The sequence below is a fragment of the Spirulina major PCC 6313 genome (assembly GCF_001890765.1).
Classification (GTDB): domain Bacteria; phylum Cyanobacteriota; class Cyanobacteriia; order Cyanobacteriales; family Spirulinaceae; genus Spirulina; species Spirulina major.
This window is the reverse complement of record NZ_KV878783.1, coordinates 1,260,987-1,275,612: the sequence shown is the minus strand read 5'-3', so window position 1 is coordinate 1,275,612 and position 14,626 is coordinate 1,260,987. Positions and strand designations below refer to the sequence as shown.

Annotated in this window: 14 protein-coding genes; 2 read left to right on the top strand and 12 right to left on the bottom strand. The window is 49.8% G+C overall.

Annotated features, from left to right (window positions below; translation table 11 throughout):
- Window positions 1–7: 7 nt before the first annotated feature.
- On the bottom strand, window positions 8–2,005 hold the full coding sequence (uvrB, locus tag SPI6313_RS05465) for an excinuclease ABC subunit UvrB (RefSeq protein ID WP_072620091.1): 1,998 nt from the start codon (window positions 2,003–2,005) through the stop codon (window positions 8–10).
- A gap of 134 nt (window positions 2,006–2,139) precedes the next feature.
- Here uvrB and SPI6313_RS05460 point away from each other — a divergent pair, with 134 nt between their 5' ends.
- Window positions 2,140–3,552, top strand: a complete 1,413-nt coding sequence (locus SPI6313_RS05460; protein WP_072620090.1) for an O-antigen ligase family protein — start codon at window positions 2,140–2,142, stop codon at window positions 3,550–3,552.
- Window positions 3,553–3,630: 78 nt separating this feature from the next.
- Here the strand turns inward: SPI6313_RS05460 and SPI6313_RS23370 are convergent, their stop codons facing one another.
- From SPI6313_RS23370 to SPI6313_RS05415, 10 genes are all read right to left on the bottom strand, one after another.
- On the bottom strand, window positions 3,631–3,948 hold the full coding sequence (locus SPI6313_RS23370; protein ID WP_072620089.1) for a hypothetical protein: 318 nt from the start codon (window positions 3,946–3,948) through the stop codon (window positions 3,631–3,633).
- A 544-nt stretch (window positions 3,949–4,492) separates the two neighbouring features.
- Window positions 4,493–5,686 carry an RNA-guided endonuclease InsQ/TnpB family protein gene (locus SPI6313_RS05450; protein WP_139276552.1) on the bottom strand — a complete coding sequence of 398 codons (1,194 nt, stop codon included), beginning with the start codon at window positions 5,684–5,686 and terminating at the stop codon, window positions 4,493–4,495.
- Window positions 5,687–6,002: 316 nt separating this feature from the next.
- The gene (psb34, locus tag SPI6313_RS22760; RefSeq protein ID WP_139276550.1) at window positions 6,003–6,173 is read right to left on the bottom strand and encodes a photosystem II assembly protein Psb34; all 171 of its coding nucleotides are present in this window, start codon (window positions 6,171–6,173) and stop codon (window positions 6,003–6,005) included.
- Window positions 6,174–6,297: 124 nt separating this feature from the next.
- On the bottom strand, window positions 6,298–6,492 hold the full coding sequence (locus SPI6313_RS05445) for a tyrosine-type recombinase/integrase (RefSeq protein WP_084668903.1): 195 nt from the start codon (window positions 6,490–6,492) through the stop codon (window positions 6,298–6,300).
- A 510-nt stretch (window positions 6,493–7,002) separates the two neighbouring features.
- Window positions 7,003–7,890: a formylglycine-generating enzyme family protein gene (locus SPI6313_RS05440; protein WP_072620088.1), complete on the bottom strand. Its 888-nt coding sequence runs from the start codon at window positions 7,888–7,890 to the stop codon at window positions 7,003–7,005.
- A gap of 13 nt (window positions 7,891–7,903) precedes the next feature.
- Entirely contained in the window at window positions 7,904–8,731 is an 828-nt protein-coding gene (locus tag SPI6313_RS22220; protein WP_084668882.1) for an IS1 family transposase, read from the bottom strand.
- A 201-nt stretch (window positions 8,732–8,932) separates the two neighbouring features.
- Entirely contained in the window at window positions 8,933–9,811 is an 879-nt protein-coding gene (locus SPI6313_RS05430) for a phytanoyl-CoA dioxygenase family protein (RefSeq protein ID WP_072620087.1), read from the bottom strand.
- A gap of 247 nt (window positions 9,812–10,058) precedes the next feature.
- Window positions 10,059–10,925: an aspartate racemase/maleate isomerase family protein gene (locus tag SPI6313_RS05425; protein WP_139276548.1), complete on the bottom strand. Its 867-nt coding sequence runs from the start codon at window positions 10,923–10,925 to the stop codon at window positions 10,059–10,061.
- Window positions 10,926–11,045: 120 nt separating this feature from the next.
- Window positions 11,046–11,918, bottom strand: coding sequence for a phytanoyl-CoA dioxygenase family protein (locus SPI6313_RS05420; protein WP_072620085.1), 873 nt, complete (start codon window positions 11,916–11,918; stop codon window positions 11,046–11,048).
- Window positions 11,919–11,984: 66 nt separating this feature from the next.
- On the bottom strand, window positions 11,985–13,154 hold the full coding sequence (locus SPI6313_RS05415) for an iron-containing alcohol dehydrogenase (RefSeq protein ID WP_072620084.1): 1,170 nt from the start codon (window positions 13,152–13,154) through the stop codon (window positions 11,985–11,987).
- Between the two features lie 253 nt (window positions 13,155–13,407).
- Here SPI6313_RS05415 and SPI6313_RS05410 point away from each other — a divergent pair, with 253 nt between their 5' ends.
- Window positions 13,408–14,025, top strand: coding sequence for a histidine phosphatase family protein (locus SPI6313_RS05410; RefSeq protein WP_072620083.1), 618 nt, complete (start codon window positions 13,408–13,410; stop codon window positions 14,023–14,025).
- 158 nt (window positions 14,026–14,183) lie between these two features.
- Here the strand turns inward: SPI6313_RS05410 and SPI6313_RS05405 are convergent, their stop codons facing one another.
- Window positions 14,184–14,513: a BolA family protein gene (locus tag SPI6313_RS05405; protein WP_084669178.1), complete on the bottom strand. Its 330-nt coding sequence runs from the start codon at window positions 14,511–14,513 to the stop codon at window positions 14,184–14,186.
- Window positions 14,514–14,626 lie beyond the last annotated feature (113 nt).

Here is a 14,626-nt window from a genome sequence, read left to right as displayed (position 1 = left end):
GATGCCGTCAACGCCCCAGGAGGCGATCGCGCAGGGCTTTAATCTGATCCCGATATTTCGCCGCTGCTTCAAACTCCATTTTTTTCGCCGCGTCTTGCATCTGAGCTTCTAATTGTTGGATCACCTCCGGGAGTTGTTCAAGGCTGATCTCGTCCTGGGCGCTGTAAACCTGGGCGAGTTCTTGGGCATTGAGGCGGCGGGAAATATTGAGGAAGTTGAGGATCGAATTGGTTTGGGATTTTTTCGCGATCGGTTGGGGGGTGATGTTGTGTTTTTCGTTGTAGGCCTGCTGGATCGTGCGGCGGCGGTTGGTTTCGGAAATGGCGCGATCCATGCTGCCGGTGATGTTGTCGGCGTAGAGAATCGCTTGGCCGCGAATGTGACGGGCGGCGCGGCCGATGGTTTGGATCAGCGATCGCTCTGCCCGCAAAAACCCTTCTTTGTCCGCATCCATAATCGCCACGAGGGACACCTCCGGCAGATCCAACCCCTCCCGCAACAGGTTCACCCCGATCAACACATCAAATTCCCCATCCCGCAACCCTTGCAAAATCTCGATCCGTTCAATGGACTGAATTTCCGAGTGCAAATAACGCACCCGGATCGATCGCTCTTGGAAATATTCCGTCAGATCTTCCGCCATCCGTTTTGTCAGGGTGGTAATTAACACTCGTTCCTGGCGATCGACGCGATCGCAGATCTCACCCAGCAGATCATCCACTTGCCCCGTGGTCGGCCGCACAAAAATTTCCGGGTCAATCACCCCCGTCGGCCGGATAATTTGCTCTGCGATCCGCCCCTCACACTGCTCTAGCTCCCAATCCCCCGGCGTGGCCGACACAAACACACATTGCCCCACCTTCTGCCAAAACTCATCTGCCTTCAGGGGGCGATTGTCCGCCGCACTCGGCAGCCGAAACCCATGATCAATCAATACCTTTTTCCGCGCTTGGTCGCCGTTATACATCCCCCGCAACTGCGGAACCGTCACATGGGATTCATCAATCATCAACAGCCAATCATCGGGAAAATAATCGATCAAACATTCCGGCGGATCACCCGGATTCCGTCCGGCCAGGTGGCGCGAATAGTTTTCCACCCCATTGCAGTAGCCCACTTCCCGCAATAATTCCAGGTCGTAATTTGTCCGCTGTTTGAGGCGTTGGGCTTCGAGGAGTTTAGCTTCGGCGGTAAGGTGATCCAATTGGGCGGCGAGTTCGGTTTCAATAGCGTGGCAGGCTCGCTCGATCGCCTCTGTGGGGGTGACAAAGTGCCGCGCCGGATAGATGTTGACCCCCGATAGACTTTGCAACACCTCCCCCGAAACCGGGTCAAGATACCGAATGCTATCCACCTCATCCCCGAAAAATTCAAGGCGAATGATCCGATCTTCGTAGGCGGGGACAATTTCCAACACATCGCCCCGGAGGCGAAAGTTACCGCGCTTCAGTTCCACATCGTTGCGGGTATATTGCACCGTCACCAGGGCCCGCAACAGTTGGCGCGGGTCGAATTCTTCCCCCACTCGTAGGGGAATCGAGGCTTTGAGGTATTCAGCGGGCATCCCCAACCCATAGATGCAGCTAATCGAGGCGACCACGATCACATCGCGCCGTTCAAAGAGCGATCGCGTCGCCGAGTGGCGCAGCATATCAATTTCTTCATTAATCGAGGCGCTTTTTTCAATGTAGGTATCACTGACCGGAATATAGGCTTCGGGTTGGTAATAGTCGTAGTAACTGATGAAATATTCCACCGCGTGGTCCGGGAAAAATTGCCGCAGTTCGTTGCACAGTTGCGCCGCTAGAGTTTTGTTGTGGGCCAGTACTAAGGTGGGGCGGCCCAGATTGGCGATCACATGGGCCATGGTCAGGGTCTTGCCGGTTCCCGTTGCGCCCAGGAGGGTTTGGAGACGATGCCCCTGGGTGAGGGAGGCGGTGAGTTCAGCGATCGCCCTCGGTTGGTCTCCCGTCGGTTCAAAGGGTGCATTTAGTTGAAAACCCATGGCCACAGTCTCAATCCGTTGCTCGCATTCTAACGCTTTGGCGCGATCGCCCTCGCCTAGTTCTCCCTGTCAGCAGCGATCGAACAGGTTAGAATCGGACAAACTTTCTCCTGAGCACTTCCCCTCATTGTCATATGTTGCGCATTTCCTTGACCCGTGAGAAAGCGATCGAAATTGCTGAAACTACCTTTGCGATCGTCGGAATTTTATTTTTTACCCGCAGCCTGAGTGAAGTTATCGGTGGCGGATTAAACAGCCTCGTGCGCTATGGGGTCTTTCTCATGTCCGTAATCATGCTGATGCTGCGCTGGCAAATGACCCTCTACGTCCTCAGCGGTGATCTTGCCCTCTTAATCCTGAATGCTATCTCCTTCTGTTCCTTTGGCTGGTCAGAAATGCCCGGAACCACCAATGTCCAGGTGCGCGAAATCCTCTACATGATGTCCTTCGCCCTCTACATTGCGGGCCGTTTTCCCTTGCGCAAACAGGTGATTCTCCTATCCTGGGGCCTCGAAGTTGCCACCCTCCTCAGTACCCTTTGGGCCTTTACCATGCCCGCCGGGATACACCGCAACGATAAATTTGCCGGGGCCTGGAAAGGCATCTATCCCCAAAAAAACGAGTTATCTACAATGATGACCCTGAGCGCGGCGGCCCATTTACCCTTACTCTTTGACCCCACCTATAACCGCATTTGGGCCGCTGCTGGCTTAGGCCTGTCGCTCTTCGTCACCTTGATGACCACCTCAAAATCCGGGCTGATTATTTTCTTTGTGTTGGTGATTGCTCTGTTTTTATTACGGACGTTGCGATGGCGCAACTTGGTGATGGTGATGATTTTTTCGGTGATCTTTGGGCTATCGGTGCCAGGGTTAACGGTGTTTTTTAGTAACTGGGACGCGATTATGATCGGGTTAGGGCGTGACCCCACCCTCACGGGCCGCACAGATATTTGGGGCTATGCCTTTATGCGCTTGGCCCAACGGCCCTGGCTGGGCTATGCACGGGGCGTGTTTTGGGATAAAAAATCCATCTACCCAGGCGAAGCAGGGATTGCGGTGGTGGGTGCGCCGCCGGTGAATCTCCTCTCTGGAACCTATGCGCCGCCCCATGCTCATAATGGCGTGGTGGATCTGCTCTTGGAGGTGGGGGTGGTGGGGCTGATCTTTTTTGTGATTAGTCTGGGGGTGTTTTTAATGCGGGCGATCAAGCGAATTTATGTGACCAATACCCCGGAGGATTTTGGCCCGTTGGTGTTTTTCACGTTTTTCTTCATGTACAACATCACCGAAAGTCTGCTGATGCGGGGGGAAAATATTTTCTGGGTGTATTACATGGTGTTTGCCTATTCGATTCGTTTGGGGGGTCAGGAGGTGATTGATGAGCCAACGTTAATCCCTCGGAAAACGCCGGAGATGATTTCGGCTGCACGCGATCGCTCTTCATCTTCAGCAGCGGCGCGGGTTTGGCGATCGCGCAGGGCTTTAGTTTTTTGCACCCCGGTTTTGATAGCGGCGGCGATTTCGGCTTGGTGGGTGGCTTTTTGAAGTTGGGCGGTTTTGGCTTGGGCGGTTTTGGCTTGGGCGGTTTTGGCTTGGGCGATCGCGGCTTCTTCCGTACCGTTCTCAACCTTGCGCGAACGGCGTTTCTTGGCCGTAGTCGTACCGGATGGTTTGGATGGTGGAAAATTGGACGTTGATGCTGAATTTGGCGAAAGCCTGATCGACTAATCCATGTTGTTTGAGAGCCGCAAACTGGCTGTGGCTATGTCTACCGAAGTCTGCCCCAAGGAACGCTTGGAGTTTGGCGAGTTCGTGGATGTCTGCAATGGTGAATTGGGTTTTGTGAGATTGGCCGATGGTGTCGAGGTAGCGGTTCAGGGTTGCCCTGTTCTTGATCCGTAAAATGTCGAAACTTGTGACATACTCCAGACAGCGATACAAGTATACACGTCTGGCTTCTACCACCTACTGCATCGGTAACGATCTCTATTTCTAGAGCGTAGGATTCGAGCTTTTTAGCGTGAGGAAGATGCCCAGCCCCACTTTTTAATTCTCTCTCTCTGTATTAATTAGAGGACTTGTTTTTTGACTTTCGTTTTTTGCTTTTCCAGAAAACGTATTCCAGCGATGGGTGTCTACTCTGTGCATTGCCCGAAAGAGAGGCGTAGAAGGCAAATCAGCTCAATGTTTGCCACGCTCTTCAGTAGACATCCCATCGGTTGGGACTGGATCAAAACCGCTTTGGAGCAGGGTTGGCAGCTCATTAGGACGGTCTGTTTTTCCCAGGCTCGTGACCCTGAACCCGCTATGGCTTCTCGAAAACAACACGACCGTCGCACCTATCAAATCGAGTTCAACATACGCACATACCGGTATGACCCTGACTAAATTTTGTCAGTCAACCAGGCATACCAGTCATCCAGAATAATTTGACACTCCCCGCGCTGAAGCGACGGGGATTCTTGGTTCATCGACCGGACTTAACTCAGCAGGATTGCTCCAACCCAGCCAGAGGCCCAATCTCCCCAAGCGTATAACTTCCCGTGTGCCCCACGGTAGTGAGTCCAAGGCGCAGGATGTTGATGGCAGCATTCACATCTCGGTCAGCCTCATAGCCGCAATGCGGACAGCGATGGGTTCTGACTGAGAGTGCCTTATGTACCCGCTTGCCGCAGCTTGAGCAATCCTGGCTCGTATAGTGGGGAGGAACGGCCACCGTTACCTTCCCATATTTCCTGCCAAAATACTCCAACCAACGGCGAAACGTTGACCATCCCGCATCACTAATCGACTTAGCCAGATGCCGATTGCGAACCAACCCTTTCACATTCAAATCTATGCACTTCGTGCAGGCTTCGCCAACATAAGCAACCAAATCGTTAGATTGGATGACGCAGTAGGCGATGCTCTTCGCCCACTCATTACGTTGCCTACTTACCCTTAAATGCTTCCGGGCGTACCGGTTCCTGGCCTTGTGATAGTTCCTCGACTGTGGTTTTGCCCCCTTACGGTACTTTCTGGACTTCTGCCGATTGGCTCTGTTTAACCGCTTTTCGGCCTGGCGATAGAACTGCGGCGTTTCCACCACAGTGCCATCGCTGGCAGCGATAAAATACCGCAAACCGAGGTCGAGGCCAACAGCTTTTTGACTCGGCTCACTCTGCACCTGAACATTCACCTGGATGCAGAACTGAACATAGTAGCCATCGGCACGACGAACGAGGCGAACTCGCTTAATTAGGGATTCGTCATAGCGTGCCAGATCGTAGGTTCCGATCAACCGCAATTCCCCAATCCCGAAGCCATCGGTGAATTTGATGCGCTTCGGCCCCAGTAGTTTCCAGCCGGAGGTTTTGTACTCCACCGAGCGGGAATGCTTCTTGAACTTGGGGAATCCTACGGGCTTAATGCCCTTCTTGCCATGCTCATAGAAGCGACTGATGGAACTCCAGGCCCGTTCTGCTGAAGCCTGACGGGCCATGGAATTGAGTTTCTTAGCAAAGGGAAACTCCCCAGCCAAGTCCTTGCAGAGCTTGCTAAGGTCGTATTTGCCGACTTTTTGGCTATCCATCCAATAGCGCACAGCTTTGTTACGGACAAACTGAGATGTCCGGATAGCATCGTCTATAGCGGTAGCCTGGTCAGGCTTTACCCGTGCTTTGAACTCAAGTACAATCATTTCCTTCTGCTAGCATATCTGGCGTAAGAATGCGGCTAAATCCGCCGTTGCTTTTCATCCCTGGGCTAATGAAACTTAAGGAAATAATCCGGTAATTCCGTAATGCGAGCATCTTGCTCGCTAGAGGTTTAGAGCCTTTTTCAATGACCGGATTAAATAGTGAACCTCCATAAGCCACAGGGCTTTCAAGCTATCGTCTATTCCGGTAATACCAGCATAAAAGTTTGCCAGAATACCGGTATTAAGGCTAAAAAAAATCCCCTGCGATCGCATTCACAGAGGACAAGTCAGATTCAGGTTAATGGCACAAAGCAACTTAGCTGACACCCACAGCAATACCGAAGAGCGCAACGACGAGGAGAAGGGCAGCAGCACCTTGTTGGAGATAGCGGACTTGCTCGTGATGGGTGGGGAAGTGAGCGAAGTAGGTGGGTTGCTCGATGGCGTAGTTGTTGAGTTGACCGTCAGGATTAATGGTGGTGTACATCGAAAAGCTCCAGGGAAGAATCAGTAGGTGTCATTACATCTAAAGTAACAGACTATTAAGAATTGTATCTGTGACTTGACAAGTTGTATCCTGTGATAAGTGTCACAGATGTTACCGTTTCCGATTAAATCGCCCCCATCATTTGCTCTGGCTCCACCTCCAAATACCGCTGCAACGCCGCCAAGGTCCGATGCCCCGATAGTTCCTTAATCACCGCCAAGGGCACACCCGCATTATGCATCCGTGTCAGGGCGGTGCGTCGAAAGGAATGGGTGGAGATGCCCGCTAACCCGGCTTTCTGGGTGGCTTCCCGAAGAATCTAGTCGGCTCTACCCCGCTGTAGATAAGTTTGAATTGTGGAGATTGTTGCAGCAGGGGGATAGTCCTTGAGGTGCGAGAAGTCAGATCGCTGTTCCACCTGGGGAACTGACGCAAGCTGATCAATCGCTTGACGGTGATCGGGGGAGAGCTACTGAAATATGGATTCAAAGAGTTGGAGGTGGACCTCCGAGCAAGCCCGAATAACGAGCCGTTCCAGCACTGAAGGGCCGGGTAAGCTAATCGCCATTTAAATTTCCAGGGCGATCTCTGAAAGTCTTTCTATGTATAGTTTTCCGGCGATTAATTTGCCATAACCGTAGGTTTCTGTTCAAAAGCGATCGCTAGTCCAAGGTGCGATCGCTTTTCTCCTCGTTTCTTCCCTAATTGGGATTGCGATCGGCATCGGTTAACCCGCTCTTTCGACCGTCTCCAGATTTATCTCCCTAAACCCCAACGAAATCATGCCTCCCAAGTTGAGCGCTGGGGGGGTTTCCTTTGGGCGATGGAACTATTGCGAGGCGAGGCGAAAGCCTGTGCGATTGAAGCGAGTATCGGGTGTGCGTCGGTTCCGAAAGGCGGAGCGGCATAAGTCGGGAAAGAAGAACCAAGAGCCGCCGCGTAGGATGCGTTTTTCACTGTGGGGCGATCGCCACGCCCTGCCATCGGTGGGTGCGCCGTCATAGCCCGGATGCCAATCATCTAAGCACCATTCCCAAACGTTGCCGTGCAGATCGTAGAGTCCCAACGGGTTCGGTGGAAACGAGCCGACGATCGTGGTTTGCTGGCGGTAAACCCCCAGGGGGCCATGACCATACGCACCCGACCACCTCACCCCGTTATGTTCGCCAGGGATGGGGGCATAGTTGGCGAGATCGGGGGTAATCGTGGGCCCGTAGTGAAACGGGGTCGTTGTGCCGCCGCGACAGGCATATTCCCACTGGGCTTCGGTGGGGAGGTGATAATGCTGTTGGGTGTGGCGGGAAAGGCGATCGCAAAACTCCAGCGCCTCATGCCAAGACACCTGTTCCACGGGGCGATCGTCCCCCTGAAAATGGGACGGCTCCGGATCTAGCTCATACTGAATCGCTGGAAACCCTGCTACAATGCGCCATTGCGCCTGAGTAACAGGATACCGACCCAGCCAAAAATCAGGCACATCTACCCCATGCTGTGGCCCTTCAATATCGCAACCATCGAGCGAGTGATCCCAAACCTGATACCAATTGCGCCCCTCTTCCTCAGGAGGCGATCCCATCACAAACGACCCGCCCGAAATCCGTACCATCTCCACATCCAGCCCCGGAGCTAGGCACTCCGAACGGGACTCTGCCCGGCCCGGCTGGCGTTGGCAAATCTGACCCAGGGCATCAACGGTAATCACGTCAAACGTAAACATATCCGGTAGTGCATTAGATTATTGTGGGGAAGGAGAGGATATCCTGCCAACTCCAGCGATGGTCAGTCAATCCTGCTCGTTGTGCCGCCGTGCTCTTGTAGCGACTGTGCTGCCAGATCCAGTTGAAATAACTCACCACTAAACGCACCGTCACCTTTGTCTGCTGCCACAGTTTGCCAAACTTGTTCTGTCGTCGATGCCACCTACCCGTCTGCTGCCTGATAATTCCATTGGTACGCTCCAACCGTTGCGTTTGGTCTTTGCCAATGTAGTGCTCAATTTCCAGCGGCAGTACCCGCTCATATCCTCCCCAGTTGTCACTATTCCATTGCTGGCAATGGGTCTTTCCCTCCGTGCTCACCACCAGTTCTTCAATCAGTTCATCGGTGTGTTTCCCCACTCGTGCTGTCAAGATTAACCCGCTCGAATCTGCCAAACTCATCGCAATCCAGCAATCGCCTACTTCAACTTCTTCGGGCAAGCATTGTTTGTTTTTTTTCACGAATGACCACATCTCATCAGCACTCACGTCCTCCGTTTCCACGCCCTGCACTTGGTCGTTATGAACCAGCAAAGCTTTAGCACTGGCGGCACGAATAATACTGACCACGGTGTTATAGGCTAATCCGCTGATGCGGCTGACTCCTCGCAAGCTAGTGCCTTCACTGTGGGCTTGAAGTACTTGCTCAATCTGCTCCGGAGTAACATGGCGATAGTAGTAGAGGGTGTCAAAACTCTCGGCAAAGGTTTGCTGGCAGTGAGGGCAGAAGTAGCGTTGATGACCATTGGGCATTTTGCCGTGTTTGTGGGTTTTGGGATGACCGCAGAGCCGACATTCCATAGTTTTAGTGCAGTGGTAACGATTCCTCTACTTTACCAAACCCACATCATTTTGACGCACTACCACATATCCAAGGAGTAACGTTAACACCCTCACCCCATCCTCTCCCTGGGAGAAAAACGATGCCCGGAGCAATGTCGAAAAGAGGTTAGGGATGAGAGCAAATCTAACTAACGCGAGCAATATGTTCAGCCAGCGGGGCTATTTTTTCCCATAATTTTCAGGCTCCTTGTTATACCAATTCCACCCCTGGCTATCGATTTCAAAACCTGACGCATAAAGACCATCTTTAATCGCAGAATCCGGCAGTTTCTGGATAGGTTCATCGCCATGCACGTATGAATTACCACCCTCTAACGGTCGATTGACCATCGCATTGTAATGGCAATGCATCAAAATGCGAGTGTCACCGGTGTTATTTTCGTGGGAACCGTGAATGGTATTAGCGTGCATAAAAACAGCATCGCCGGGTTCCATTTCACAATTAATGATCTCGTGACGTTCTAACACTTTTGCCAGCCGTTTAGGTTCGCAGCGCACTTTTTCCGCATTGCCTTCCGCCACATGGGTAATGCGGCCTAAGCGGTGAGACTTATCGATGACTTGAAAACAGCCATTTTCTTTTGTACTTTGATTGACGGCAATGGAGCAGGTGGCAAACAGATCGGGGAACGGGCAGCCCTCGTCATGCCATGCCGGATAGGCTTGATGCCAGTGGGCAATGCTTTGATCGTAGGGCGCTTTTTTGACAATTTTGGCATACATGAAGTAACACTCTTCGCCGGTGATCGCTTCGGCTGCCTCAATGATTCGGGTCGTCTGGGTGACAACACTTAAGAGGCTATCGTTCACTCCAGACCAAACCGAAGCCCCCCAGGTTCTGCCCTCATTATCAATGACCTTTTTCAGGGCCTTCTCTAGGTTGGGATCGGACTGACAAACCGATCGCACCGTTTCCATTTCTTCAGCCTCAAAGAGACCCCGCACAATGACGTAGCCATGCTCATGATAAAAGCTGAGTTCATCCTGGGTTAACGGACGAACGGATGATGATTTTAAAGATGTCACTTGTGAAACCATGGTGTTACTTTTATTCTCCTGAATAGGGTGACTTTTGATCGAGTTTCAAGGCTATTCACACAGTAATTTTGTTCAGTCTTGATCGTGAAAAATTAGTGATGGATTGCCTTGAATAATAGTTGAGTTTCAAACATCAATATTGTGGCTACTATTGTAACAGAAAATTACACTTGTGTCACAATCTTCAACTTGTGTTTAACTGAGCTTTTTTTGAATGCGTTTGATCATCATTTTTGTGATTAGTATTTTAATGTGATGACTGATCAGACAAGTCTTTAAACTGACCCATGTTGGGCAACAAGGTTAAGTTTAGCTGTTGTGCAGCCCACCAATATACCGCCGTATCCGCAGGGATGACTGGGCATTGCGCGATCGCTTCTAGATCACACAAAATATCTAAGGTTCTCGCCCCAGTGCCGACGATCGCGATCGCATCACAATCCGGAGTCCGATCCCGAACCACTTGCACCGAGGCTTTGATCAAAGCCTTCAGATCCTCGACCGAATTCTCTAAATCAGCATAGCGAAAATGCTCTTCCTCATCCTCTGCATTGCTGGGCTGGGCCAAACCCTGCTGAAAAAAGTTCGACGCATGGACAATCTCAAAGCCACACAGCGCCATAAACGCGGTGAAACGCTTGTGCCAAATTGGACTGTAGAACGTGGTCGTGATCGCGATTTTTTGGGCGTGGTGCGATCGCAACGCATCGACCATCGCCAGGGTCGTCATAATCGTTGGTAGATCGGTCGCGGCGGCAATGCGGTCATTTCTGCGCCGCGCTTCGGCTTCTGATTTCGCATTCGCCCACGCAAACGGATTCCCCACCTGCACCACCACAGTACAGCCTGCGGCTTTTAAACTCTGGGCACAGAGGCAAAGCTGCTCCGCCAAATCGTCCGAGGCCAGATTATCAAAGGAAAAGTCGAAATCCGGTAACAACGGCATCGCCTGCTGAGTCAACACGGGTTCCTGAATCACCGTTGTAAATTCATAGGGTGCGGGATCTAACCAAGCAGGAGGACTGATAAAGCCCACCACAGGCACCGGAGCAACATTGCCAAGATTCATCGAGGGATTTTTCTCTTTTTTGTTGTCAGGTGATTCGCTAACCATGTCTTTGATTTCCATTTGTTTGAATTTTGATTTCTAAACACCCTCATCCAACTTTTGACCAAAGGAGTAGAAATGAGAGTAAATCTAACCGATACGAGACATATTTGTGAGTTCGTGATGCTATTTTTGGAGATAACTTTCAGGCTCTTGATTATACCAATTCCAGCTTTGACTATTGCTTTCAAAACCGGAGGTATAAAGACCATTTTTAATGGCAGAATCCGGCAGTTTTTTCAGAGGAACACAGGAATGAGATTCTGGCTTATCTTCAGACGGCCGATTGATCATCGCATTGTAATGACAATGCATCAAAATCCGAACATCATCGGTTTTATTTTCCACTGAACCATGAATAGTATTGCCGTGAAAAAAGACCACATCGCCGGATTCCATTTCACAATCCACTACGTCTAGATGTTGGAGAGCGCGGGTGATGTGGCGAGGATCGCAGCGTACTTTAGCGGCATTCCCTTCGGCGACATGATCAATCCGGCCGAGGCGATGGGATTTTTCAATTACTTGGAGGCAGCCGTTGTTTTTGGTGTTTTTGTTAACGGCAATGGAGCAACTGGCGAAGAGATCGGGGAAGGGGCAGCCGTCGTAATGCCAGGCCGGAAAGCCTTGATGCCAATAAACGATCGCATCATCATAGGCCGGTTTTTGGACAATTTTGGAATACATGAAATAACAGGATTCCCCCGTGATCGCCTCAGCGGCTTCCACCATTCGGGCGGTTTGGGTAATCACGCTCATCAAACTATCGTTCAACCCCGACCACACCGACGCGCCCCAGGTGCGCCCTTGGTCATCGATCACTTTTTTGAGGGCATCTTGCAGCTTGGGGTCAGATTGGCACACCGATCGCACCAGTTCCATTTCTTCGGTGTCGAACATTTGACGGGCGATCACATACCCATTTTCGTGATAAAACGCGAGTTCCTCTGCTGTGAGAGGACGAATGGAAGTGGGGGGATTTTGAAGCATTGAGGTCATAATGACGACTCCTGAAATAGTGATGAATAATTTAAGTTTAAGGAGGGGTGCGATCGCACCCACGAGTTACACCAAAGCGATTAAACTCCGCTTTTCTGCAAACATTTGGTTGAGGATGGCTTCGCGTTCGGCCACAGACAGAGGATAGTTAAAGCCTTGGGCTTGATTTTGGTTCATTAAGTCCAAAATATCTTGTTTACAAGACAGGTCAATCCCGGCATCTTGGCAGCGAATCGGGCTACCCAACTGGGCGAAAAAGTCCTCAAAACATTGGATCGTCTCATCCACATCGGAGGTATTAAACAGTGCTTCACCGAGGGGGACAATACGATCAGCGGCGCGATCGCGCATCACCTTCATCCATGCCGGATAAATGATCGACAGGGTTGCCCCGTGAGCCGTGTCATACAGCACCGACAACGTATGAGCGAGGATGTGAACCCCCCAATCCGGGGAACTGCGACCATAGATTGTCGTGTTGTTGAGGGCATTAGTAGCCGCCCACATGATTTTCGAGCGGAGATTAAAATTTGTCAGATCCTCCATTAATGCCGGGCCATAGGCGATCGCTTCTTGAATAATCGCCAACGTAAAGCGATCAGACAGAGAAGCCTCACCCTCACCAAACCAGGCTTCAAGACAATGAGCAATGAGATCTACAATGCCATAAGCTGTATAGTTTCTGGGCACTGAAACGGTATAACCAGGATCTAAATAGGAATGAGACGGATACATAAACTCATGTCTGAATCCTAGTTTCTGCTTAATGCGAGGATTCTGAATCACAGAAGCCGGATTCATTTCTGTTCCAGTGGCTGCCAATGTTAAGACAGCAAAGATGGGAACCGCCGATTGAGGCTGATGTGTACGATCCATGATCTCCCAGGGATCACACTCATCGGCCACACAAATTGCGATGACCTTAGCGGAGTCAATGACACTGCCACCACCGACCGCCACCACCAGATCAACTCCTTTTTCTCTGCCTAGTTTCGACGCTTTAGCCACATCATCAATCAGTGGATTTGGTGTGATCCCACCGTATTCTGTAACGTTGATTTTGGCACGCTTGAGCTTGTCGAGCGTATCCGAATAACTGCCATTTTTGAAAGCTGAGCCACAGCCATAGACGAACAAGGCATGACTACCAATTTTTGACGCATGATCACCAATGTCTTTGACTGCATTTTTTCCAAAATGAACTTTCGTAGGAATAAAGGCTGTAAAGTTTTGCATGGCAATTAGATCTTTTTTGAATATGGATAAGTAATAATCTTACTAGAATATTAACAAGAACTACGCAAAATTTTTAATAGTAAAACGATTCTTTTAATTAAATTTAATAATCAAAAACAACGAACATTTATATTAACAAACTATTCTGCTGATCAATCTGCTGATCAATCTGCTGATCAAATCTACCTATTGCGAGCTTGATAAAGGGCTGACGACTCATGCTAAGCTATGACAAATATCACATTTTGAGCGTATGAGCTTAACATTTTACTTTCTATGTCACGGGGAAACCATTCAGAGCCGAGAAGGTCGCTATTGTGGTGCTCTGAACCCAGACTTAACCCCAGAAGGTCAAGAAATGGCAAACGCTTTTGTCCTTGCCTATCAATCGATTCCTTGGGAAACGATTTATGTGAGTTCCATGAAACGTGCCCTGGCAACAGCCAAACCCCTAGCGGATGCAGTCGGTGTTCAAATGCAGTTGCGCGGTGGACTACAAGAGATGAATTTTGGCGTTTGGGAAGACCAGACCCATGCATGGGTTAAAGATAATCATTTAGAGAATTATATGAACTGGGTGGCTGATCCAGCTTGGAATTCTCCCAAAAAAGGAGAAACAGCGATCGAAGTAGCCAGTCGTTCGATGGCGGTAATCTCTGAAATAAGAGAAAAATATAAAGACGTAAATGCATTGGTGGTTTCCCATGAAACAACAATTCAGGTGATGTTATGTAGTTTATTGGGCATTGATTTAGGACGGTGTCGCGATCGCATTGAGATATTAGAGGGATCTGTCTCTCAGGTTACAATTGGGCTGCATGGCCCCTTGTTGCAGAAATTGGGCGATCGCTCGCATCTGAGATCTGAGTGAGAATCAAAAATGTGTACTTCGCTCAGTCGTTGGACACAGCGAAGTACACAAAACCCACATCCTAAATATTTTACAAAATCAGCGATCGCCTTCGTAAATGGCACTTTGCGATCATCTTCTAAAAAACAATTCTGCTCCTATATTTGTTAACCGAACCTCTAATCATCACTTTGAGCGTAATTCGCAAAGATAGGAGAATTAGGAATGGATTTAGAAAGCGGGTCTTTCTCCCAGCCTTCGGGAGTATAGGTATTTAATGCTAAAGAATGAATGACTTTTGAAATCAAATGCTCTTGTAATGAGTCATAGACCATTTTATGCTGCTTAACCCTGTTCGCTCCGACAAATTTTGAGGAAATCACCAAAGCCTTAAGGTGATTTCCCTTCCCGGTTACATCATGAAGAAAAACTTGAGCATCAGGAAGGTGAGATTGAATCATTTGAGTGTATTTTTCAAACGTTTGAGTGTATTTTTCCGACTTCTGCATAATGGTTGTTTTCCAGCAGTACAAAAAGAATAGAATATTGCTTATTTTAATATAGACTAAGCCGCTAAGGCAAGCTATGCTCAACCACTCTAATATTCATTAGGAAATCGTAA

What these genes read in the sequence shown, in the direction of transcription:
- uvrB (WP_072620091.1), bottom strand. Translation starts at nt 2,005, where the DNA reads ATGGGTTTTCAACTAAATGCACCCTTTGAACCGACGGGAGACCAACCG.
- SPI6313_RS05460 (WP_072620090.1), top strand. Translation starts at nt 2,140, where the DNA reads ATGTTGCGCATTTCCTTGACCCGTGAGAAAGCGATCGAAATTGCTGAA.
- SPI6313_RS05450 (WP_139276552.1), bottom strand. Translation starts at nt 5,686, where the DNA reads ATGATTGTACTTGAGTTCAAAGCACGGGTAAAGCCTGACCAGGCTACC.
- psb34 (WP_139276550.1), bottom strand. Translation starts at nt 6,173, where the DNA reads ATGTACACCACCATTAATCCTGACGGTCAACTCAACAACTACGCCATC.
- SPI6313_RS05440 (WP_072620088.1), bottom strand. Translation starts at nt 7,890, where the DNA reads ATGTTTACGTTTGACGTGATTACCGTTGATGCCCTGGGTCAGATTTGC.
- SPI6313_RS22220 (WP_084668882.1), bottom strand. Translation starts at nt 8,731, where the DNA reads ATGGAATGTCGGCTCTGCGGTCATCCCAAAACCCACAAACACGGCAAA.
- SPI6313_RS05430 (WP_072620087.1), bottom strand. Translation starts at nt 9,811, where the DNA reads ATGGTTTCACAAGTGACATCTTTAAAATCATCATCCGTTCGTCCGTTA.
- SPI6313_RS05425 (WP_139276548.1), bottom strand. Translation starts at nt 10,925, where the DNA reads ATGGTTAGCGAATCACCTGACAACAAAAAAGAGAAAAATCCCTCGATG.
- SPI6313_RS05420 (WP_072620085.1), bottom strand. Translation starts at nt 11,918, where the DNA reads ATGACCTCAATGCTTCAAAATCCCCCCACTTCCATTCGTCCTCTCACA.
- SPI6313_RS05415 (WP_072620084.1), bottom strand. Translation starts at nt 13,154, where the DNA reads ATGCAAAACTTTACAGCCTTTATTCCTACGAAAGTTCATTTTGGAAAA.
- SPI6313_RS05410 (WP_072620083.1), top strand. Translation starts at nt 13,408, where the DNA reads ATGAGCTTAACATTTTACTTTCTATGTCACGGGGAAACCATTCAGAGC.
- SPI6313_RS05405 (WP_084669178.1), bottom strand. Translation starts at nt 14,513, where the DNA reads ATGCAGAAGTCGGAAAAATACACTCAAACGTTTGAAAAATACACTCAA.